The sequence below is a fragment of the Micromonospora sp. NPDC049580 genome, from assembly GCF_040675595.1.
Classification (GTDB): domain Bacteria; phylum Actinomycetota; class Actinomycetes; order Mycobacteriales; family Micromonosporaceae; genus Micromonospora.
Genome location: NZ_JBFAPG010000007.1, coordinates 1 through 19,716, shown reverse-complemented (window position 1 = coordinate 19,716; position 19,716 = coordinate 1). Strand labels below are relative to the sequence as shown.

The 19,716-nt window shown below is 71.2% G+C and carries 23 protein-coding genes and 1 tRNA gene; 5 read left to right on the top strand and 19 right to left on the bottom strand.

The features are described 5' to 3' along the window. Positions 1-135: 135 nt before the first annotated feature. From AB0J68_RS01415 to AB0J68_RS01345, 15 genes are all read right to left on the bottom strand, one after another. Entirely contained in the window at positions 136-2,958 is a 2,823-nt protein-coding gene (locus tag AB0J68_RS01415; RefSeq protein ID WP_363935376.1) for a hypothetical protein, read from the bottom strand. An 83-nt stretch (positions 2,959-3,041) separates the two neighbouring features. After that, positions 3,042-3,692 carry a hypothetical protein gene (locus tag AB0J68_RS01410; RefSeq protein WP_363935374.1) on the bottom strand — a complete coding sequence of 217 codons (651 nt, stop codon included), beginning with the start codon at positions 3,690-3,692 and terminating at the stop codon, positions 3,042-3,044. 28 nt (positions 3,693-3,720) lie between these two features. Then, positions 3,721-4,821, bottom strand: a complete 1,101-nt coding sequence (locus AB0J68_RS01405; RefSeq protein WP_363935373.1) for a hypothetical protein — start codon at positions 4,819-4,821, stop codon at positions 3,721-3,723. Next, positions 4,818-5,174, bottom strand: coding sequence for a DUF4406 domain-containing protein (locus AB0J68_RS01400; RefSeq protein WP_363935371.1), 357 nt, complete (start codon positions 5,172-5,174; stop codon positions 4,818-4,820). Before AB0J68_RS01400 ends, AB0J68_RS01405 begins: the two co-directional genes overlap by 4 nt. Next, positions 5,171-7,546, bottom strand: a complete 2,376-nt coding sequence (locus tag AB0J68_RS01395; RefSeq protein WP_363935370.1) for an AAA family ATPase — start codon at positions 7,544-7,546, stop codon at positions 5,171-5,173. The genes AB0J68_RS01400 and AB0J68_RS01395 overlap by 4 nt, the downstream gene beginning before the upstream one ends. Further along, complete coding sequence (locus AB0J68_RS01390) at positions 7,543-7,788, bottom strand: LuxR C-terminal-related transcriptional regulator (protein WP_363935368.1); 246 nt, start codon at positions 7,786-7,788, stop codon at positions 7,543-7,545. The genes AB0J68_RS01395 and AB0J68_RS01390 overlap by 4 nt, the downstream gene beginning before the upstream one ends. After that, the gene (locus AB0J68_RS01385; RefSeq protein ID WP_363935366.1) at positions 7,785-8,234 is read right to left on the bottom strand and encodes a hypothetical protein; all 450 of its coding nucleotides are present in this window, start codon (positions 8,232-8,234) and stop codon (positions 7,785-7,787) included. Before AB0J68_RS01385 ends, AB0J68_RS01390 begins: the two co-directional genes overlap by 4 nt. Continuing rightward, on the bottom strand, positions 8,231-8,605 hold the full coding sequence (locus AB0J68_RS01380) for a hypothetical protein (RefSeq protein ID WP_363935365.1): 375 nt from the start codon (positions 8,603-8,605) through the stop codon (positions 8,231-8,233). Before AB0J68_RS01380 ends, AB0J68_RS01385 begins: the two co-directional genes overlap by 4 nt. Continuing rightward, positions 8,602-9,192: a hypothetical protein gene (locus tag AB0J68_RS01375; protein ID WP_363935364.1), complete on the bottom strand. Its 591-nt coding sequence runs from the start codon at positions 9,190-9,192 to the stop codon at positions 8,602-8,604. The genes AB0J68_RS01380 and AB0J68_RS01375 overlap by 4 nt, the downstream gene beginning before the upstream one ends. After that, a complete protein-coding gene (locus AB0J68_RS01370) occupies positions 9,189-9,560 on the bottom strand; it encodes a hypothetical protein (protein WP_363935362.1) in 372 nt (123 codons plus the stop codon). The genes AB0J68_RS01375 and AB0J68_RS01370 overlap by 4 nt, the downstream gene beginning before the upstream one ends. Beyond that, a complete protein-coding gene (locus AB0J68_RS01365) occupies positions 9,557-10,522 on the bottom strand; it encodes a hypothetical protein (protein ID WP_363935360.1) in 966 nt (321 codons plus the stop codon). The genes AB0J68_RS01370 and AB0J68_RS01365 overlap by 4 nt, the downstream gene beginning before the upstream one ends. After that, positions 10,519-10,893 (bottom strand): hypothetical protein, encoded by a 375-nt coding sequence (locus AB0J68_RS01360; protein ID WP_363935359.1) that lies wholly within the window; start codon positions 10,891-10,893, stop codon positions 10,519-10,521. The genes AB0J68_RS01365 and AB0J68_RS01360 overlap by 4 nt, the downstream gene beginning before the upstream one ends. Continuing rightward, positions 10,890-11,528, bottom strand: a complete 639-nt coding sequence (locus AB0J68_RS01355; RefSeq protein ID WP_363935358.1) for a hypothetical protein — start codon at positions 11,526-11,528, stop codon at positions 10,890-10,892. The genes AB0J68_RS01360 and AB0J68_RS01355 overlap by 4 nt, the downstream gene beginning before the upstream one ends. A 75-nt stretch (positions 11,529-11,603) precedes the next feature. Continuing rightward, positions 11,604-11,885, bottom strand: a complete 282-nt coding sequence (locus AB0J68_RS01350) for a helix-turn-helix domain-containing protein (protein WP_363935357.1) — start codon at positions 11,883-11,885, stop codon at positions 11,604-11,606. Then, complete coding sequence (locus tag AB0J68_RS01345; RefSeq protein WP_363935355.1) at positions 11,882-12,082, bottom strand: helix-turn-helix domain-containing protein; 201 nt, start codon at positions 12,080-12,082, stop codon at positions 11,882-11,884. The genes AB0J68_RS01350 and AB0J68_RS01345 overlap by 4 nt, the downstream gene beginning before the upstream one ends. A gap of 170 nt (positions 12,083-12,252) precedes the next feature. Between AB0J68_RS01345 and AB0J68_RS01340 the strand changes: the two genes are divergently transcribed. Further along, entirely contained in the window at positions 12,253-12,624 is a 372-nt protein-coding gene (locus AB0J68_RS01340) for a helix-turn-helix transcriptional regulator (RefSeq protein WP_363935354.1), read from the top strand. On the opposite strand, the gene AB0J68_RS01335 is transcribed toward AB0J68_RS01340, so the two are convergent. Continuing rightward, positions 12,625-14,004 carry a site-specific integrase gene (locus tag AB0J68_RS01335; RefSeq protein WP_363935352.1) on the bottom strand — a complete coding sequence of 460 codons (1,380 nt, stop codon included), beginning with the start codon at positions 14,002-14,004 and terminating at the stop codon, positions 12,625-12,627. It lies immediately after the preceding gene. 83 nt (positions 14,005-14,087) lie between these two features. On the opposite strand from AB0J68_RS01335, the gene AB0J68_RS01330 reads away from it, so the two are divergent. Continuing rightward, positions 14,088-14,183, top strand: a tRNA-OTHER gene (locus AB0J68_RS01330). Between the two features lie 316 nt (positions 14,184-14,499). On the opposite strand, the gene AB0J68_RS01325 is transcribed toward AB0J68_RS01330, so the two are convergent. After that, positions 14,500-15,750, bottom strand: coding sequence for a hypothetical protein (locus AB0J68_RS01325; protein WP_363935350.1), 1,251 nt, complete (start codon positions 15,748-15,750; stop codon positions 14,500-14,502). A 163-nt stretch (positions 15,751-15,913) separates the two neighbouring features. On the opposite strand from AB0J68_RS01325, the gene AB0J68_RS01320 reads away from it, so the two are divergent. After that, positions 15,914-16,435: an SRPBCC family protein gene (locus AB0J68_RS01320; protein ID WP_354853515.1), complete on the top strand. Its 522-nt coding sequence runs from the start codon at positions 15,914-15,916 to the stop codon at positions 16,433-16,435. A 4-nt stretch (positions 16,436-16,439) separates the two neighbouring features. Here AB0J68_RS01320 and AB0J68_RS01315 read toward each other — a convergent pair whose 3' ends face one another. Continuing rightward, positions 16,440-17,144 carry a DUF2786 domain-containing protein gene (locus AB0J68_RS01315; RefSeq protein ID WP_363935348.1) on the bottom strand — a complete coding sequence of 235 codons (705 nt, stop codon included), beginning with the start codon at positions 17,142-17,144 and terminating at the stop codon, positions 16,440-16,442. Between the two features lie 126 nt (positions 17,145-17,270). Between AB0J68_RS01315 and AB0J68_RS01310 the strand changes: the two genes are divergently transcribed. Next, positions 17,271-17,732 (top strand): hypothetical protein, encoded by a 462-nt coding sequence (locus AB0J68_RS01310; RefSeq protein WP_354853510.1) that lies wholly within the window; start codon positions 17,271-17,273, stop codon positions 17,730-17,732. 52 nt (positions 17,733-17,784) lie between these two features. Here AB0J68_RS01310 and AB0J68_RS01305 read toward each other — a convergent pair whose 3' ends face one another. Next, a complete protein-coding gene (locus AB0J68_RS01305) occupies positions 17,785-18,174 on the bottom strand; it encodes a hypothetical protein (protein ID WP_354853507.1) in 390 nt (129 codons plus the stop codon). 155 nt (positions 18,175-18,329) lie between these two features. Between AB0J68_RS01305 and AB0J68_RS01300 the strand changes: the two genes are divergently transcribed. Next, complete coding sequence (locus tag AB0J68_RS01300; RefSeq protein WP_363935346.1) at positions 18,330-19,673, top strand: ABC transporter substrate-binding protein; 1,344 nt, start codon at positions 18,330-18,332, stop codon at positions 19,671-19,673. The last annotated feature ends 43 nt before the right edge of the window (positions 19,674-19,716 follow it).

Here is a 19,716-nt window from a genome sequence, read left to right as displayed (position 1 = left end):
GTTTCCCGGGTTTTCTGCGGCCATCTCCGGTTGGCCGCTCCACGATTTCGTTACGCTCTGTAGCCGCTTGGTTTTTCGCGGGCGCGCGGGGGACCCAGAGAAACCCGGAAAACCCGGAAACCCGGATGATCATGGTCATGGGGTGTCCGTTCTGCCCTGCCCGACGTGGATTTGCCACTGCTGGACCTTGTGGACGTCCACGCCGGCGCGGCGGACCGCGAGCCCGCCGGCCCATCGGCCCTCTCGGTTGCGGAGCCACCAGCCGAGGCTCTTGCTGATCCCTACGGGGCCCTTCGGGTGCTTGCCGGCCTTGGCCGCCAGCTCGTCGGGCAGCGCCTCCAGGGGCACCTTGCCGGGGGTGATGAGGATGCCGGTGTCGACGTCGCCGAGCAGTTCCTTGGCGGTCCATTCGCGGCCCTGATACGCCTTATGCGCCGCGTCGAGGAACACGGCCCATTCGTCGTCATCGGTGCCGACGTCGACCTGAGTGGACGGGTGATCGAATTGACCGCCGATACCCGCGACGTCGAGAATGCCCTCCACGGTGCGAACCCAGATCGCGTAACTGTCCGACGCGCGTTCCGGCGGCAACGGTTTCCCGGCCGCCACCCACGCCCGCACCAATGTGAGGAGCGCGTGGAGCAGGTCGCCGCGCCGTTCCGTCACCCAGCCTTCCAAATTGCTGATGGCGAAGCCGGTGCGCAATTCGGGGTTGGGTTGTCCGGGGTCGATGACGGTGCGGATGGTGCGGCGCGGGAGGTCGCCGCCGATGGAGATGTTGTTGCCGGTGACGGTCCACAGCCGGTCGTTGGTCGACCGGGTCCAGGAGGTGGAGCCGAGCGGCCGGTCGTCCCAGAGGCTGGTGGTGAGCAGGCCGGCGAGGGTGGACGACTTCAGGGCGCCGGAGACGTTGTCGAGGATGACGACCGGGCCGGTGGTGATGGAGAGGATGGCGGTGATCTGCTTGCGCAGTTCGGCGTCGTCCTCGGGCAGCTCGGCGCGGAACACGCCGCCGTGGATGAGGCGGGCGAGCTGGGCGAGGAGGGTCTTGCCGGATCCGGGCTGGTGGGCCTCGATGGCGTGCAGCTTGTACGGCGGCGGGGTCAGGGAGCGCAGCAGTGGGGTGAGGAGGGCTCCGAGGTAGTTGGCCCGGTAGTGCTCGGACACGAAGGGGAACCCGTCGACCATCTCCAGCAGCAGCTTGGTGGCGTCGGCGACGTCGCCGGCGGTGGGCTGCTCCGAGACGCGGGGCACGACGAGGCCGGGCTCCGGCAGGTGCAGCAGTCCGGTGGCCGGGTCGTAGCCGGGTTCCTCGAGGAGGCTGCCGTCGGGCCGGACGATGGGGGTGTGGACGACGCCGCGCAGGGTGCGCAGGTTGGGCAGCATGTCGGGCACGTCGAGCGGGATGCGGGCGGCGGTGCGGGGGAACGTGGCCTGGACGGGCTCCCAGTCCTCGCCCTTCTTGACCATCCGGTAGCAGCCGTAGGTGTAGGTGATGCGGCTGGCGAGGGTGGAGTCGGTGACGGGGCGGATCTGGGCGGGCCCGTCGTCGTTCGCGGCGTCGTCGGTCAGCGGCACGTACCCGTCCTCACCGACGCGGGGCGTGTGCACGACGGCGTCGACGCGGCGGAACATGCCGGCCAACCTTCCGCGGCCCAGCTCCTCGCGCAGCCAGTCGGCGGCGACGGCCGGGTTGGTCACCTCCTGCTCGGGTGCCCAGATGCGCAGCGGCGGCGTGCCGGCCGTCGCCGCTGCGGTGGCCGGCGGCTGGGTGGGCGTGGCGGCCGCCGCGGTGATGCCGACGGTGGTGTCCGGATCGCGGCCGAGGATGGCGCGAATCAGCTCGGCCTGGTCGTGGCCGGGCTCTGGCAGCGGCGACCCGTAGCCCTGCTTCCCGAGCGCCCGGGCCGCGGCCTTGTGGTCACCGCCGAAGTGCAGCGCCGCGTACGCGCCGAACTTCGAGTACGACTCGCCGCCCTCCAGGGGCGCGGCACCGGTGGTGAAGACGTGGAGGTGGTCGGTGCCGAGGGCGTTGGTCGACGCGCTGATGCCGGTGGGCTTGCCGGGCCGGGTCCAGTAGGTGACGTCATCGTCGGATCGGTAGTGCTCGCGCCACCCGGCAGGGGTGAGGATCTGCGTCCACTCGGCCCGCTGGTTGAAGTCCTCACCCGGGGCAAGCTCGCCGGCGGCCCGGCTGGTGGGTCCGCCGATCAGCGGGTTGAGCGTGGACGGCGGGGCGGGCTCGGGCGGGGCGATGCGGGCCGTGGCGGTGTCGAGGGCGGCCTGGAGTTGGGCGACGGTGTACCGGTGCGAAGTGGCGGCGATGATGCGGCAGGGGCGGGCGAGGCCGGCTTTGCGGTTGACGGTGCCGGGGATGCGTAGGACGCGGGCGAGGTCGCCGACGCCGCGGCCGTACCGCCAGCCGTGTGACGCGGCCGCGTGTTCGATCACGGCCTGCCAGCCCTTGGCGAGCGCCTTCGCTGCGTCGAGGTTGTCGGTGGTGAGCGTGTGGGGTTCGGTGAGGAGCCAGATCGGGTAGAGGCCGCCACCGGAGTGCACCCAGATGGTCGGCTCTGGCAGGCCGCTCGTGGCGATGATGGCCTGGCCGGCTTCGACGGTGGGCGGGAGGTCCTGCTCGGCGTGGCCGGGGCCGGCGAGGTCGAGGTCGGCCCACAGGGCGGGCAGGGCGGCGGAGTCTGCGGCGCCGCCGCGGCCGCCGGCGGGCCGGTCGCCGAGCAGGGTGGTGACGCGGGCGTAGATGCCTTCGCGGCCGGCGGCGTCGAGCTGGGCGACGTAGGTGGTGGCCTCGTCGAGGTCGGCGAAGGTGCGGCCGGTCCAGTCGCCGGTGGAGCAGATGTGCACGTGGCCGGGGCTGTCTCCGTGGAGGATGCCGAGCCAGCGGCGTACGGCGGTGGTGTCGACGGTGACGCTCACGCCGCGGCCTGCCGTGACGGTCATCGATGCTCCGATCTGGGTGGACCGGCCCCCACCCCGAGAGGCGGGGCGGGGGCCGGTGTTGAGCGGGTTGGGCAGGAGCTGGGTCAGAACGGGGTGGGCTGGTCGGCGGGCTGCGCCATGGCGGCGGCGATGGTCCGCTGCTGCATCTCGGGCAGCGCGGCCCACTTGACCGGGTCCATGCCGGGCGGGCAGGGGATGGCGACGGCGGCGGGCTGGGTGATGCCGAGGGACTGCGCGGCCGACGGGGCCGCGGCGGCCTGCGGTGCGGGCTGGGCCAGCATCGGCGCCTGCGCCGGCGCGGCCTGGCCACCAAGGAGGCTGCCCGGGTCGACGGTCGGTGCGCCGTACTCGGCGGCGAACGTGAACGGGTCGCCCTTGACGCCGCTGCCGCCGGTCCGTTGCACGGCGAGCCGGCCGCCGATCTCCAGGCCCTTCGCACCGACCTTCTGGATGGCCTCCCGAACAGGGGCCATCATGCGCGGCGGGATGTGCAGCCGCCGCTTCCCGTCGTCGTCGGCGTCGGCCGGGTCCCGCTGATCGGTCTGGAGGGTCACGACGATCTGCATCTTCGGGTCACCGCTCGGCCAGAAGTCGAGCTCGTCGGAGTCGAACTTCTTGAGCTGCTCGACCTTGGGGGTGTCGGTGATGGTGCCGATGACCGTGTAGCCGATCGGGTTCTTCTGCCAGTTGACGGACTTGGTTCCGCCGCCCATGAGCAGGTCGTTGGCGTCCATTGCTGGTGTTCTCCTTCTGGTGGGGTTGCTACGCGATGAGGCCGCGGAGCTGGTTGTCGATCTTTTGGTCGGTGTTGCCGGGGCAGCCGGTCGCGTCAGCGGGGCCGCCGACGCGGCGGAACGGGCACCAGTCGCAGGCCTTGCCCGAGGTGGCCGGCACGGCGGGCCAGTGCTCCGGGTTGTTGGCCACGTCGAGGCCGTACGGGCCGATGAGGTCGTGGGTGGCGTAGTAGCGGTCGATCGCCCATTCGGCGATGTCGGGCCGGTACTCCTCGGTCCACTCGGCGCTGTCGGAGTAGTCGTGCGACCGGGCGAGGAACACCAGCCGGACGAACCGAACGCGACGCCCGGCGCGTTCGTGGCCGCGCCCGTAGAGGTGCGCCTGGACGCGGTAGTCCGGCTTGACCAGCTCGGCGTTGGGGATCGTCTTGCGCTTGACCTCGCGCAGGGCGGTGACGCCGGTGTACTTCCAGTCGACGACGGTCTCGTAGTCCAGGTCGTACGCGTCGCCGTGGCCGGTGATCGGGTCGACCCCGGGCAGGCCCGGGTCGACGGTCAACGTCTCCTCAACGAGCCACCGCTGCCGGCCGAGCTGCCGGTTGTGGAAGTGCAGCGCCTCCTCCATGAGCGCGTGCAGGGCGGTGCCCTGCATCGGTGCCCACGGCGGCCGCTTGTCCTCCGGCTGTCGGACAACCCCGGCCAGCTTCATGGCGATCTGCCGCTGGCACGGCGTACCCAGCTCGGACGGGCCCAGGCGGGTCTGCTGGCTGCGGGCCCGGGAGCCGTCGAGGTCGGCGAGGACCTGGCGCATCTCCTCGACGGTCGACGGAGGCGGCCCGGCCGGCACGGTGATCTGCGGTGCCGGTGTGACGAGCAGCCCGTCGAGGGCCGGTGTGGTGGCCGGCTTGGCGTCGCCCTCGCCGCAGCATCGGCCGAGCCAGCCGCCGTCACCGTCGGCCCGGATGTCGTCCATCTCCTCGGTGCGGGTGCCGCAGCCGGAGCAGGTGCCCCGGTAGCTGGCGGTGATCCACGGGCCAAGCGGTCGCGGTGCGGGCTCGACAGCGGTGGCCGGCAGGCGCAGATCGGCGATGAGCGCGGCCAGCTCGGCGTCGGACACAGCGGCCGTCATGACGTTGCCTGCCCGCTGGTTGCTGCCCGGGCCAGCCCGTAGACCACGGGGATTCCGAACTGCTGTGCAACGGCTCGCTCGATGGCTGCGCCGGTGGAGGTTTCCCAGCCGGGCAGCAACACGACCAGGTCGCAGCCGAGCAGGGTGTGCACGCCGGCGGCGTACCAGCACGGGTTCGGGTGGCCCTTGTGCGTGTCGCCGGGCGGGCATCCGCCGGGGTGGCTCGGGTCGGTGTTGTGAGGGCTGACGGGCTGCCAGCCCTGCTGACGGGCCCACTGGGCGGCGCGGCCGAACCCGTCGGCGTTGTAGTCGGGGTGGCCGGTCATGGGGCCGGCGAGGTAGGCGCGCTTCACGACAGCACCCCGTTGAGGGAGGGGATGATGACGGCCTGCTCGGCGGCCCGGGTGACGGCGGTGTAGAGCCACCGGCGGCCGTTGACGTGGCCTTCGATCGAGGCGGCGGCCGCGCCGAGTTCCTTGACGTGCTCGCGGTACGCGGCGCCGTAGAACACCGACGACTCGTCGACGACGAGGACGCGGGGCCACTGCGATCCCTGGCTCTTGTGGGTGGTGATGGCCTGCGCGTACGTGGCGGCGATGACGGTGCCGCGGCCGTCGCGCTTGGCCTGCTTCTCGCCCTCCAGGTCGGTGAAGCCGGACGCCCACGCGGTGAGGGTCCGTTCGGTGCCCTCGTCGTCGCGGACGACCAGCTGGTACCGGTCGGTGCGGGTGTCCTGCGAGCTGTTGATCACGTCGAACTGTTGGCCGTTGAACACCTCGGCCTCACCACTGTTCGCGAGGCAGATGATGCGGTCGCCGGCCTGCGGTCCGCCGACCAGGCCGCGCAGTGCCCGTAGGAGGTGGACGGCTTGCCAGCGGGTGGCGTTGCGGCCGACGAGGACCTGGTCGAAGGAGAGCAGCTGGTCGATGGTGAGCCGGTCGAAGCGACCCGACTCGCCGTCGCGGCCGGCGACGTCGTACCCGCGCTGCCCGGGCTGGCTGTTGCGGATCGCGGTGGCCATCCGGGTGACCGGGCTGTCGAGCGCGCTGCGGTGGATGTCGGTGAGGAGGTGGTCGGCGGGGGCGTTGATGAAGTAGCCGCCGCCGTCGACCGGGGGCAGCTGGGCGGGGTCGCCGAGGCAGAGGATGCGGCAGCCGTAAGACAGCAGGTCCTTGGCCATGCGCTCGCCGACCATGGACACCTCGTCGAGGACGAGCAGGTCGGCGTACTCCAGGTCGCTGTCCTCGCGGAGGATCCAGTCCGGGGAGTCGACCTTCGCCTGCTCGCGGCGGATCTCGGCCAGCAACTCCTCACGCTCGGCCGGGTCGTCGCTCTCGCGCATCTGCTGCTTCAGCTGCTCCAAGTGCTGACGCACCTTTTCCACAGGCTGGTAGATCAGACTGTGGACAGTGCGGGCGTCCGCGCAGCCCTTGCCGCGCAGCACGTACGCCGCCTTGCCGGTGAACGCGGCGTAGTAGACGTCGCGGACGTCGAGCTGCTCGACGATGTGGCGGGCGAGGGTGGTGTTGTGGGTGACCACGTAGTGGTCGGTCAGGTAGAGGCCGTCCGTGGCGCTGACGGAGATGCAGGTGTGCAGAGCCCGCCCGGCCGGCCGGATTGCGACGATGCGACGTGACGGCGGGTTCTTGGTGGTGGGCCACCACTGCGACGCCTTGCGGGGTAGCAGGAACGGGCAGGCCAGCACCTTGACGTTGATCTGGTGCTCTCCGTCGCGGTTGGTGGTGTGGCGGATCGCGACGCCGCCGAGCGACTGCACCAGTGACACGATGTCGGAGGCGAGGCGTTCGGACTTGGTGGAGAAGCTGACCCGGTTGTCGCGGGCCGACCCGTCGGTGTCCATCAGCCCGCGCAGCAGCGCCCACCGCTGCTCAACCGGGGCGTACAGGTAGGCGGCCGGGATGAACCGCTGAGGGCTGTTCACGGCCAGCCCGAGTTCCCGCATCGCCGCGCCGATCCCGTTGCGGTGCACGTGCCGGGGGTCGGTGATGTGGTGTCGGGCGCTGGTGCCGCCGCGCTTGCGGGCGATCTCGGCCCAGTCCGGCAGCCGCCGGGCGATCTCGTCGGCGATGAACTGGTCGTCTTCGGCGATGCACAGGATGGGGGTGCTGCCGAGGTTGGTGCCGTCGCCGATCAGCGCGCCGAGCACGTACGGGTCGATCGGCAGGTCACGCTGCGGGTACTGCACCGGCTCGCACAGCGGGATCGAGAAGCGGTGAGGCCCGCTGTCGAACTTCACGCCGACGTCGAGGATCTCGCTGGTCGTCATCGTCTTGTACGGCTGGCCGAGCTGCCGCATCTTCGCGGATTGCACGTTCCACAGGTGGTCGCGGTCGCAGAAGACCGAGACGCCGTCGCGGAACACCACTTCGTAGCCGTCTCGCAATCCCTGCGGGAACACTCCGGTGACGCGGATCGGCTGGCCGTCGACGCCGTAGACCAGGTCGCCGACCTTGAGGTCTTCGATCCTCACCGGCCCGTCCGGGGTGTAAACCTGCGATCCGTGCCGTTCCGCTTTGCCGGTGCCGGCGTACCCGAAGAGGCGGAACACCTGCTGGTCGCCGGACCTGTACCAGTCGGTGATCTTCTCGATCGCTTCGGTCTGCTGCGGGGCGAACTTGAGTCCGCCCGGCCGGGCCGGCACCGACACCGCCGTGGTGTCGGTGCCGACCAGGTCGGCGAGCCTCGTGTCGAGGTCGGTGGTCATGCCTGGCCTTCCGGGGCGTGGTGGGTGGGAAGCAGGCCGGCGCGGATGGCGATGGCCACGGCGTGGGGGGCGTTGCGGGCGCCGATCCGCTGGTACAGGACGGACAGCCGGTGTTCGACGGTGCTGCGGGTGATGCCCCGGTCGCGGCCGATAGCGGCGTGTGTGCGTCCCTCGGCGATCTCGGCCAAGAGCGCGACCTGCTCCGTGGTGAGCGCCGGGCGGGCGACGGTGGCCGCGGTCACTGGTCACCACCGGGCGTGGTCGTTTCGTCGGTGGTGGGGCAGCCGTTGACAACCCACTGCTCCATCGCCGCGAGGATTTCCGGAGGGCTGGTCAGCTCGTCGCGCATCATGGCGAGCACCAGGCCGCGATTGGCTGGCTGCTCCGGTCCGGCCGGCTGCCGCTCGTCGAGGACGGCCGTGGTGTCCATCCGGCCGGTGCGTTCCATCTCGGGGGCGGGCAGGTAGCGGTTCGGGTCGGCCCAGTGGTGCGGGGCGAGCGCGGTCCGGTCGGCGGGGCGCAGCGGGTTGTAGTCGACGCTGACCGGGTTGGTGATGATGCGGCGCCCGACGGCGTCGACCGGGCCGCCCTTGTTCCAGCGGTGCCGGCCGCCCTGGCGGGCCGGCTCGGTGCCGGTGGTCGGCCACGGGAGTCCGGTGGTCACGGCGGTGTCGATGTCGGTGCTCATCGGCCGTCCGCCTTCCGGACGTAGACCGGCTGCCATCCGCCGGTGAACGGCGAGGACTCGCAGGCGTCGCAGCCCTGGTCGTTGACCGGGCCCTGCTCCTTCTCGTTCCACCACTCGATGTGGCGGCACTCGTGGATGAACATCTGGGAGCCGTCCGGGAAGGTGACCGGCTGGAAACGCTCGACCTCGTCGCAGAGAGCGGGCATGTGGTTGCGGGCCTCGGCGATGAACACGGCGTTCTCGATCCGCGCCGAGCCGGAGACGGGGTCGCCGATCAACTCCGACCACACGAGCCCGTCGGGGTGGGCGGTCCACGGTGCGCGGTCGGCGGCGTCGATGAGCGCGCGGAGGGCGTCGATGTCGATGCTCACCGGGTCACCGCCGGTCCGTCGATGCGGTCGCCGATGAGCGCCCGGTCCCAGAGGCCGTTGGGCTGCACCTCGTACCGGCCGACCGGCAGGTCAGCGGTGTCCATCGCGGCGTGCATGAGCGTGAACATCGGGCAGTCCATCGGGCAGGACGGCGGGTGCGTGAGCGTCCACGGGCCGCCGGGCTCGCCGGTGACGACCAGGACGTGCGGGGTGGCCGGCGTGGCGGTCTGGTTGGCGTACGCGGTGAGCCCGCGCTGTGCCGAGCGGAGGTCGTTCTCGGCTCCGTCGGCGCGGCGGTTCGCGTCGGTGAGCTGCGCGCGGACCTTGGTCAGCTCGTCGAGCAGGTCGTCGACGCGTCGGTTGGCCTGGTTGAGGCGGATGACCGCGAACGCGGCGACGCCGGCGAGGGCCATCCGACCGCGAATGTTGGCCTCCAGGTTGGCGGTGAGTTCGGCGCCGTAGATGGGTTCGCCGTAGGTGGCGAGGCGGCGGGTGGTCTCGGGGTCGGCGGCGAGCTGGTCGACGTCGGCGAGGGCGTCGGTCGCGGCCTGCTCCAGGCGGCGGATCTCGGCAGGGGTCAGGTTCACCGGTTGTCCTTCCGGTTGAAGTCGGCGGGGCTGGTGGCGTTGCAGATGTCGCGGAGGGTGCGGTAGCCCCAGCGCGGCCACGGCTGCTCGGCAGCGGGGCTGGCGGCGGCTGCGGTGGCGGCCAGCTGGCGGTTCGCCTCGGTGACCTCGTCGAGGGCCTCGCCGAGGAGCTTGTTCTCGGCGGTCTTGTCCTCCAGCTCGGCGGTCTTGTCGGCCAGCTCGGCGCGGTAGGAGCGGATCCGCTCGGCCTGGTGACGCACGCGCCTCGTGGCTGAGCGGCGGTGACGTTCGATCCCGATGAGCGCCAGGAGGAGGCCGCAGCACAGCGCGAAGAGGACCCAGATGGCGAGGAACAGCAGCGTGATCACGCGTCACCGCCCAGGAACGCGGCGACGTCCTGCCAGCGGTCCGAGGCGGCCGTCAACAGCTCGCGGTGCTCTGCCTCGGTCGCCTCCTGCGTGGCGTACCGGTCGTCGTCACGGATGCCCTCGACGTGCGTTCGGATCAAGCTCGCCAGGGTGGTCGGGTCCAACGCGTCCAGCTCCCACGACTGGCCGCCATACGTCTGGATGTAGCTGCCCGCCCGGGAGTCGGTCTCCTTCGCCGGGTTCGGCGGCGGGTTGTACTGCCGGACCTGGTCGAAGTTCAACGCGATCCGGCGGACCTCCAGGTTCGGCAGGCCGTCCGGCTCGTCGAGGTGGTCCTCGTCGAAGAGCACCTGCGAACCGCAGTCCTCGCCGATGAACAGCTCCAGGCGCTCCCGGATGTCCCGGGTCATGTCGATGCCCGACGGGTCGTGGTCGCCGAGGTGCAACACGGTGACGCCCTGACCCCGGTCGAGGTACTGGCCGAGCCGGCGCCCGGCCCGCCACAACTCCGACTGAGAGACGTAGCCCCGGCAGGAGAAGTACGCGACGTCGAGGTCGCCGGCGACCTGGCCGACGATTCCGGCCAGTGCCTCCTTCTCAACCCAGATCTCGACGCGGCGGGGCTGGTCGGCCCACTTGTCGATTGCGTACCCCTGCGCAGCGCCGCGCATGATGTCCGACGGGTCGGACCAGTGGCTGTTACGGGCGAGGTTGCGGGTGCGGTCGACGATGTAGTGCCAGTCGAGCAGTCCGGCCATTCGTGCCTTGTTGATGACGCTGCCGAGACGCTTGTACGACTGGACGGTGTTGGGGATCCAGTCGCGGGAAACGAACTGGTAGTAGAGCTGCCGCAGCGTCAGGTCGAAGCCCTGCGCGGCGTACTCCCGGCAGATCGCGTCGGCCCGCCGGATGTCGATTTGCGCGTCGGGACCGGGGTTCCACTGCTCGTAGTAGATCTTCATGCCGCCCACCCCCGGGTCTGTCCGGTGGTGCGGGCCGCGCGGGCGGGCCAGATGTACTCGCGGTCCAGCTCGGCGCGCTCGGCGTCGGTGAGCGCGGCGACGGCCTGGCCGAGGAGACCGGACAGCCACAGCACGCGGGCGATCGGGTCCTCACCGAGGCCGCAGTTCTCCGGGGTGACCTCGACGTGCTCGCCGGGGCCGAGCAGCGCCGGGTCGACGCCGCGCGGGAAGCACGGGTCGTCGGCGAGGGTGAACGGCTGCAGCTCGACGTCGGCGGCAGGCGTGGCCGGCGCGGCGGCCGGGAACACGGTGACGCGGGGGCCGGTCGGGAACGGCACCGGGAACGGGTTCGCGGGCGTCGGGTGCGTCATCGCGCACCGCCCTCGGCGAGCTGCGCGCGCAGCTGCTCGAGCTCGGCCTCCAGCGCGGCGCGCGTCTGGTGCCGGGTCGGGGGGTTCGGCATCGCGGCGACAGCCCGCACCCGGATCCGGCCGCAGTCCGTCTGGAGCTCCCGCTGGGTGCGCCGGTTGTGCCCGCGCCCTTCGGTCTTCGTCGTGGCGGTGGCACCGAAGGCGGCGGCGATCGCGTCGACGATCGGGACGGCGGCGTCAGCGTCAGTCGCGCTGTAGCTGGAGCTAACGCTGAGGTAGGGCGTCAGCGAGGTGGGCTTCGGCGTTCCGGCGAGGGTGGCGATCCGGTCGGCGGCCTGACGCAGGTCGCCGGCGATGGTCAGCCAGTAGTCCGGCTCGCTCCGGGTGATGGAGCCGTGCTCGATCACGTTCCCGTCGGCCAGCACCTTGACGGTGCCCAGCTCCTCGCCGTAGACCACGTCGAACGTGTGGCCCTTGTCGATGACGTCGGCGGCGAGGAACGCGGCGCGGAGCCGGTCGGTGATCTCGGTCTTGCTGGTGGTGGCCGGAACGATCAGCGGTTCGACGCCGGCGTTGACGTCGAACGCCACGCGGATGGTGGCGGCCTGCTGGTCGGGTAGGGTCTGCGGTTGCATCTGGACTCCTAGCTGGTCGGTGGGTGTCCGGGTGGGAAGCCCTTCGCCGTGTCCGCGGTGGAGGGCTTCGTTCGTTCAGGTGGTCTTGCGGCGGGCGCGCTGCCGGGCGACCCGGGCGCGGGTGTCCTGGACGGCCTTGTCGCGGTCGCTCTTGGGCGTCGGCTCCGGCGCGACGGTGTGGCTGGCGAGGAACTCCTCCAGCTGGGCGTCGGTGAAGTACCGCTCCTTGCCGATCCGCACGTGGGTGAACTTGCGGCCGCGGGCGTGGTCGGCGAGCCGGCGCGGTGGGATCCCGAGGCTGGCGGCGACCTCGTCGAGGGGGGTGAGGTTCGGCAGGGCGCTGAGGGGGATGGTCATCGCGTCCTCTCTTCCGCGGTGACGGTGTGGGCCTCGATGTAGGCCACGTAGCTGCTGAGAGGGATCCGGACGGCTCCGTTGCGGCCGTCCGCTTTCGTCGCCTTGAGCGCCCCGGACTCGATGTAGCGGCGGACGCTCCAGCGGGAGACCCGCAGCCGTCCGGCCACCTCATCGATCGTCAGGAATTGCTCGTCCACGCGACGCCTCCATGCTGCTTCGTGTTGGTGCGTGTTGTGCGTTGCTTACGTTAACTTACGACACAACACGAAGCAACATGAAGCAGCATGGAGGGTGAGAACTTGTGCGATGGCTTAAGTTGCGTCACCGTGCTATGTCCGATACGGCCCGCCGTGCTACAACCTGCAACATGGTGGAGCAGTCCGAACGGGGCCCCGCGTACAACTTCTGGGTACGCGTGAAGGCGGAACAGGCCGCCCGGGGGTGGACGGATTCCGAGCTGTTCCGCCAGTCAGGCGTCACACGTAACACGATCAACGGCCTCAAGACCCGCAAGAGGGTCGAGGCGGCGACCGTCAACGCCATCGCCGACGCCCTGGAGATCCCCCGCGACGAGGCCCACGTCCTCGCCGGCCTCGTACCGGCCGAAGACGAGCAGCCCGACCGGGAGGCGGCCGACGCCCGAGAGGCGATCCTGCGCGATCAGATCTACACCGAAGAGCAGCGCGCCGCGATGCTTCATCTGCACGACCTGTTCGCCCGCACCAACCGCGAGGACTAGTTACTCAGGCTGCGGCTCGCCCTGGTCGTCGTCGAGGAGGTCGTCCAGGGCGTCGACCGCCGCCTCCTCAGCCTCGGGCATCAGGTCGCCGTAGATCTCCGACGTCGTCGACAGCTGGGCGTGGCCGAGTCGGCGTGAGATCGCCAGCGGCGTCATCCGCCGGTCACTGAACAGCCAGGCGGCGTGGGTGTGCCGTAGGTCGTGTGGGGTCGGCCGGCGGCGCAGCACCCCGGGGCAGTCGCACGGGGACACCGCGCCCGGCTCGGGGCCGAGGTGGTCGCGGCAGCGGGTCCAGTCGGCGGCCGCGAGGGCGCCGCACGGCTTGCCTCGGTCGTTGGTGCCGCCGTAGTCCCGGCACCGTGCCCGGACCGGACCGCCCTCGGGTCGGCGCTCGCCGCGGTTGGGTGGCGGGTGCTCGGCGCAGCGGCCGGCCTTGTCGAGGGCGGGGTTCCACCGGCGTTGCAGGAAGTTGGAGTAGTGGATCGGCCCGCCGTTGGGCGCGGTGAGGAGGAAGGCGTCGTCGGGCCGGTCGGCGAGGCAGGGCTTGAGGGTGGTCATCAAGCTGGACTGCGCAGGCACGTCTCGCCGGCGACGCCCCTTGGTTGTGCCCAGATACCAGCCACCTCGCCCGTCCCTCTTCCAGGCACGCCACAGCCGCACCCGGTCTTTCACTCCCGGCTTCGTGGCCGGGCGGATATGCCCGACGCTCAGCGCGGTCGCCTCGGACCATCGGGCGCCGGTTCTCGCGAGGACCTCGACGAGCGGCCGGTCTTCCGGGTTGAAGGCGTACAGCAGGAGCTTGTACTCGGCGGGTGTGAGTCGGACCTGGGTGGGTTCGCCGGTGTCGTCGTGCTCGACCTGGTCGCGCTTGTACTTGACGCCTTCGGCCGGGTTGTCGGTGATGACCTTGTCCTTGACGGCCGCCTCGAAGATCTGGTTGATCAGGGTGAAGTAGCGGGTGACGGTCGTGTTCTTGAGGCCGGGCTCGTCGTCTTCGTCGGGGTCGTGTAGCTGGTTGAGCAGGGTGCCGATGTGTGTGGCGGTGACCTTGTCCATCCGCAACGGGCCGAAGGCGGGGAAGATGCGGTTCTCCAGCTGGCTCTTGTAGCCGGCTCTGGTGCCGGGGGTGATGCCGGTCTTGGCCGCGAGCCACTGCGGGGCGTACTCCTCGAAGGTCGGCACGGTGGGTTCGGGGTCGGGGTCGAGGATGCCCATGTCGATGTAGATCTGGTCGCGGGTGCGGTTGCCTCGGTAGCCCTCGACGATGCGCTTCGCCTCCAGGGCGAGTTCTTCGGTGGCGAAGGTCGGCTGCTGCTTCTTGCCCTGGTAGCGCCAGACGATGCGCCACGAGGGGCCGTGCCGTTCGGGGGCTGAGGCCATGCCGGTGAACCTATGTCCCCATGGGGACAGCGGCAAGGTCAAGGGCCGTGATTTACCGTCACTGGCCGTACGCATCGCACATGGTAAATCGGGACAGAGCAGGACACCGGCTGGTCATGACCACTGACCTTGGCAGACTGAAAATCGGAAGGTCGGCGGTTCGACCCCGCCCCTGGCCACATAGCCTTTCGCCGGGCTACAGGAGCGCCGACCAGCGGAAACGCGGTCGGCGTTCTGCTTTTCCGCCGCAGCCTGCCCGGCCTTTCCCCGTGATCGCTCGGCCTGGCCCGTGATCGCCTGGCCTGGCCCATGATCGCCCCCGCCCGGCCTGTGATCGCCCGGCCTGGCCCGTGATCGCCCCGCCTGCCCCCGTGATCGCCCGGCCTGCCCCTTGATCGACTCGCTTTCGGCGATATCGGGGTATCGCAGCGACCGGGATACCGCGACATCGCCGAACCCGAGTCGATCAACCGCGTCGGCCGCGCTGGGCGCTGGTCACTGATCGCGGCGGCCCTGTTGACGGTGCTGGGCCACCCCGCCCTGGATCGCCTCCCACACGCTGCGCCCGGCCTGCCGCAGGGTCTCGCCCGCCTGCTCGGCGAGTTGCGCCGCGCTCTGAGCTGCGGCATGCGCCCCACTCGAAACACCACCGCCACCCTGGCCACCACCACCGGCCTGCCCGCCGCCCTGACCGCCGCCACCCTGACCACCACCACGCTGGCCACCGCCTCCCTGACCGCCGGCGCCCTGACCACCACCGGCCTGCCCGCCGCCGCCCTGGCCACCACCACCCTGACCAACGCCACCCTGACCAACGCCACCCTGACCATCGCCGCCCTGGCCGCCAGCCGCTTGCCCGGCGGGTTTGCCACCACCGCCACCCTGGCCGCCCTGATTCCCGCCGCTGGAGGCCCGCGACTCACCAGGACCGGGGGTTGGCGAGCCACCCGGCTGACCGGCGGGCTTCCCGGTCGACGAAGCAGCCGGAGCGGATCGGTCTCCCCCCGCACCACCCCCCGGTTGCTGCCGGTCCTGGCCCTCGGGCGGCCGCTGCCCCTCAAACCCCTGCCCCGCGGAGGTCGGGTGCGCCTGCGCGGAGGCCCGGTCCACCGGCCACCGGCCCTGCAACCGAGACTCCGGCCGCTGACCTTCCGCCGGGCGCGACTCCGCTCGCTGAGCTTCCGCCGGCCGGGACTCCGCCGCTCGCGACTCCGCCGGCCGGGACTCCGTTGGCCGCGGCTCCGCCGGGCGGGCGGGTCGTGCTCGCGTCTGGTCGCCGAGCGCGCCGGGCACACCCGCCTGTCGGGCCAGCTCGTCGCGTACGCCGGAGTGCTGCGCCTGCGCGGTGACCTGGGCGGCGCCGGCGGCCAACTGCTGGGTGCTGCGGTTGACGTCGTCGAGCGCGCCGCTGCCCGCCCGGGCCAGGGATTCGATGACCTGCGGGTTGTTGTCGATCGTGTCGAGTGCCCGGCCCAGGAGTGTCACCAGCTGCTCCAGGCGTACCCGTAGCTGCGCCTCGGCGTGCACCCCGTCGATGTCCAGCTCGACGCCGTTCAGGTGGACCCGTACGCCGGCGTCGAGCTGGAGCAGGTTGGCCAACCGGGCGCGCAGCGAGATGTCGGCGTCCAGCCCGTCCACGACCAGCCGGATCGAGTCGACCGACACATTCGGGATGTCGAGCAGGACGTCCGGGTCCCCGGCGTCGACGTCCCGGTCCGGATTCCGCTGCTGCGCGTTCTCGCTCATGCTCTCCCGCTCCCGTACGCCGCCCCGGTCGTCCGAGCCGTTCGGCGCGGTTACCCGCTTTCCGGCGGGGCATCCCGTGCGTGACGGCTCGGCAACCCACTGTCTGGAACCGGGCACCGCGCGAAGCTGCACACCGAGGCATCAGCCGGTATGGTCCGGGCCTATGGGACAGGGGATGACTGATCCGGCCGACATCCGGCAGGACCTGGAGCGGTTCTCCTTACGGTGCAGCCTCCTCGTCCCGGGTTCCGCAGAGCGGGCGTTCGCGGTCTTCACCGATGAGCTGACCGACTGGTGGGTCACCGAGTACACGTGGTCCGGTCCGGAGGCCCTCGCCGAGCTGGGCATGGAGCCACGGGCCGGCGGCATGCTCTACGAGATCGGCCCGTACGGCTTCCGCGCCGACTGGGGACGGGTGCTCACCTGGGATCCGCCCCGGCGGCTGGTCTTCGCCTGGCAGCTCGGTCCGGACCGGGTGCCGGTGCCGGACCCGGCGAAGGCGAGCGAGGTCGAGGTGCTGTTCCTCCCCGACGGTCCGGAACGGACCCGGGTCGAGCTGGAGCACCGACACTTCGACCGGCACGGCGAAGCGGCCGAGGGGTACCGCAAGGCGTTGACGGCGGGCTGGCACGAGTTGCTCACCCGCTATCTCGCCACCGTGTCACGCGGCCAACAAGCCGCCTGAGCAGTCAGCGGTCGAGTTGTCGACCAGCCCGGCTGCCGTCCAGGCCCCGGCCGCCCAGGTGTGCGCGGTTTCCGGCCTCCGCCCCGGAGCCGAAGCCCGTGCCGCCGAGCCGGCGTGCCGGTGCGGTCCGCAGTCGCGGGTACTCCTCGGTGAGCCGCCGTTGCACCCGGTCGGAGCGGTCGGCCAGCATCAGCGCCACCGACGGGCCACCCGACTCGCCGGCCGCTGCCGTCTCGGCCGCCCAGAGCCGGCCCCAGATCACCTCCGCGAAGCCGGCGAGCCAGGACCGCCGGAAGGCGGCCGGATGGTCGTCCGCGGGCACCGCCGTGGCGGCCAGGCCGTGTGCGGCCTGCACGAGCAGTGAGGTGAAGAGCAGGTCCACCCGTTCCAGGTCGCTGGCGAAGCCGAACAGGTGCACCGCGAACCCGTTGCCCTGCCGGCGACGGACGCAGCGGCAGCGCAGCGGCTCCGCGACCGCGGCGAGCAGGCCCACCTTGTCCCGGGCGTACGGGGCGACGATGTCGAGCACCCGGTCGCCGACCGGGTCGGTGGTCGGATCCCGGACGGCGAGCAACGCCCTGTCGACGCCGTAGCGGGCGATCAACTCGGTCGCCTTGGCGGTGAAGGCCGCCGACTCGGCGGGTGTGCAGGCCGGGTCCTCGGCCTGGGCGAGCAGCTTGCGCACCTTGCTGAGCATGGCCTCGGACATGCCCCCAGAGCTATCACACACGGCGGACGATCTGGGACCACGATCGCATTGATCGATCAGTATCATCGTCACGATCAGCTCGACCGTCCAATACGGACGGTCAATTAACTGTTTCCGGAGGCACGCATGTCATCCCCGACCGCCCGCCTGCTCGCCGTCGCCACGGCCGCCGCCCTGCTCGCTACCGGCGCACCCGCCCAGGCCGCTCAGGCCGCCGCACCGGCCGCCCCCGCCGCCGACTCCACCGACGTCACCTCGGGGCCGAACCTCTTCGCCCCGCTCGCCACGTGTTACGGCGGTGCGGTTCGCTCGTTCTTCCAGACCGGCGGCTACGGCGGCCAGGCCGGCCCGTACCGCACCACAACCCGGTGCCGCGACATCAACGTGCGCAACGCGAGCGCGTACGGCACCGACGCCTGCGTGATCTTCATCGACAAGACCGGCAACTGCAACTACTGGACCTACCTGCCGGCCAACTCCGGCTGGGTCACCGTGGCGACCGACGTCCGGGACGGGGTCAACTTCCGGGTCCGCTTCGAGAACGTCCGCTACGAGTACGAGCCGCTGGTCGCGTACCACGCCTTCTGAGCGGCCCGTGCGGGCGCGGCACCCGACGGGAGCCGCGCCCCGGGAGGCGTGGTCAGCCGGCGCGGCTGCGCAGGGTGGCGACCGTCGAGCCGGCGAGCGTGAGCAGGCAGTCGGAGAGCAGCCCGTCGGCCGCGGCCGCACCGAACAGGGCCTCCCCGGTCGGCACGTCCCGGTTGGCGTACGCGCTCACGAAGCGGGCCACCCAGCGGGTGTCGTAGTCCGCCTGCTCGATGCCCGGGAAGTCCAGCGCGCATCCGGTGCTCGGCGCGGCGTCACCGACCATCGTCGCCGCCAGGCACCAGGCGACCCCGTACGCGCCGGGCAGGCCGGCCCGGTCGACGACGGCGTCGAACGCACCTGTCACCGCTTCCCCATCGCCGGCCAGCGCCGAGCGGAGCACGGCGGTCGCGTCGTCGAACGTCTGCTGTGGTAGGTCCGTCACCCAGCGCACAGTAGGACGGAGGGTCAAGGCCCGCCATTTCCGTCACTCTGCGTGTTCGATGCGAGCGACCTGCGCATTTCGCCACCTCCACGGTCCCGCCGCCGGCCCGGGCACGCTAATGTGCGCAGCGGACCTTCGCCGGAGGAAGGACGACCATGCTCGTATCACGCCGCTCGCGGGTAGCCACACTGGCCGCCTGCGCGACGATCCTGCTCGCCACAAGCGCTTGCGGGGATGACAAGGCCGAGGAGGGAAGCGCCCAACAGGTGCGCCTCTACGGCACGGACGGCAACATGCTCAACTCCTACCCAGCGGAGTTGAAGGATCGCGCCGATCTCGTCGACGGGATGAAGGGGACCACGCCGCTCACCCCGCTGCCCGACGACTTCAAGAGTCGGCTACGGTCCGTCAATCCGGCGCTGACGGACTACCTCTACGCCGCCGAGACGTACGACGCCGTCGTGATCGGTGTGCTCGCCGCCCAACTGGCCGGCAGCACCGACCCCGCCGCCATCGCCAAGCAGATCGTCGGCGTGACCAACAACGGTCAGCGCTGCGAGGACCCGGCCAGTTGTCTCACGCTGGCCCGGGCCGGGCAGGACATCGAGTACCGCAGCGTCTCGCTGACCCGCGCGGGCTTCACCGACAAGGGTGAGCCGGCCACCGCGAGCTACGCCACGCTGACCTTCGACGGCCAGCAGATCAACGACGGCAAGACCGAGTTCGTCGGCGCGGGCGCCGAGTCGGCGGCGAGCACCAAGACCCCGCCGAAGGCGAAGAAGGCACGCCCCGGTGAAGCAGACGACCAGCAGCCGCTGATCGTCGGCGGCCTGCTGCCGAAGACCGGCGACCTGGCGATCGCCTACCCGCCGATGGCGGCCGGCGCGGCGCTGGCGATCCGGGAGGTCAACGCCGCGGGCGGCGCGCTGGGCAAGCCGGTGACGTGGAAGGACGGCGACGACGGCACCAGCACGACGGTGGCCAAGGCGACCGTCGCCAAGCATGTGGCCGACGGGGTCAGCATCATCATCGGCGCCGGCGCCTCGGGTATCTCCCGGGAGGTGCTGCCGGACGTCGTCCGGGCCGGCAAGATTCTCTTCTCGCCGTCCAACACCGACTCCAGCCTGACCGACGTCGAGGACAAGGGCCTCTACTTCCGCACCGCCCCGCCGGACAGCCTGCAGGGTCGGGCGCTGGCCGACGTGATCCTCCGCGACGGGTCGCAGAAGATCGTCATCGTCGCCCGCAAGGATTCCTACGGTGAGGGCCTCCAGGCCACCGTCCGTGACGAGCTGGAGAAGGCCGGCATCGCCGGCGACCGACTCAAGCTGCTCACGTACGACCCGCCGGCCGACGCCTCGGCGGCGCCGGTGGACTTCACCGGTGGCGCGAAGGAGATCAAGGAATTCGGCGCGGACGCCGTCCTCATCATCGGCTTCGGTGAGTCGGCCCAGGTGATCCGGGCCCTCGCCGACACCGGGGTGCAGATCCGGCACTGAGCACCACCGCGGACCGCGACGGCCGCACCGGCTTCGAAGCCGG

What these genes read in the sequence shown, in the direction of transcription:
- AB0J68_RS01355 (WP_363935358.1), bottom strand. Translation starts at nt 11,528, where the DNA reads ATGCAACCGCAGACCCTACCCGACCAGCAGGCCGCCACCATCCGCGTG.
- AB0J68_RS01340 (WP_363935354.1), top strand. Translation starts at nt 12,253, where the DNA reads ATGGTGGAGCAGTCCGAACGGGGCCCCGCGTACAACTTCTGGGTACGC.
- AB0J68_RS01300 (WP_363935346.1), top strand. Translation starts at nt 18,330, where the DNA reads ATGCTCGTATCACGCCGCTCGCGGGTAGCCACACTGGCCGCCTGCGCG.
- AB0J68_RS01365 (WP_363935360.1), bottom strand. Translation starts at nt 10,522, where the DNA reads ATGAAGATCTACTACGAGCAGTGGAACCCCGGTCCCGACGCGCAAATC.
- AB0J68_RS01415 (WP_363935376.1), bottom strand. Translation starts at nt 2,958, where the DNA reads ATGACCGTCACGGCAGGCCGCGGCGTGAGCGTCACCGTCGACACCACC.
- AB0J68_RS01335 (WP_363935352.1), bottom strand. Translation starts at nt 14,004, where the DNA reads ATGGCCTCAGCCCCCGAACGGCACGGCCCCTCGTGGCGCATCGTCTGG.
- AB0J68_RS01360 (WP_363935359.1), bottom strand. Translation starts at nt 10,893, where the DNA reads ATGACGCACCCGACGCCCGCGAACCCGTTCCCGGTGCCGTTCCCGACC.
- AB0J68_RS01310 (WP_354853510.1), top strand. Translation starts at nt 17,271, where the DNA reads ATGTCATCCCCGACCGCCCGCCTGCTCGCCGTCGCCACGGCCGCCGCC.
- AB0J68_RS01325 (WP_363935350.1), bottom strand. Translation starts at nt 15,750, where the DNA reads ATGAGCGAGAACGCGCAGCAGCGGAATCCGGACCGGGACGTCGACGCC.
- AB0J68_RS01385 (WP_363935366.1), bottom strand. Translation starts at nt 8,234, where the DNA reads ATGAGCACCGACATCGACACCGCCGTGACCACCGGACTCCCGTGGCCG.
- AB0J68_RS01315 (WP_363935348.1), bottom strand. Translation starts at nt 17,144, where the DNA reads ATGTCCGAGGCCATGCTCAGCAAGGTGCGCAAGCTGCTCGCCCAGGCC.
- AB0J68_RS01410 (WP_363935374.1), bottom strand. Translation starts at nt 3,692, where the DNA reads ATGGACGCCAACGACCTGCTCATGGGCGGCGGAACCAAGTCCGTCAAC.
- AB0J68_RS01405 (WP_363935373.1), bottom strand. Translation starts at nt 4,821, where the DNA reads ATGACGGCCGCTGTGTCCGACGCCGAGCTGGCCGCGCTCATCGCCGAT.
- AB0J68_RS01350 (WP_363935357.1), bottom strand. Translation starts at nt 11,885, where the DNA reads ATGACCATCCCCCTCAGCGCCCTGCCGAACCTCACCCCCCTCGACGAG.
- AB0J68_RS01395 (WP_363935370.1), bottom strand. Translation starts at nt 7,546, where the DNA reads ATGACCACCGACCTCGACACGAGGCTCGCCGACCTGGTCGGCACCGAC.
- AB0J68_RS01320 (WP_354853515.1), top strand. Translation starts at nt 15,914, where the DNA reads ATGGGACAGGGGATGACTGATCCGGCCGACATCCGGCAGGACCTGGAG.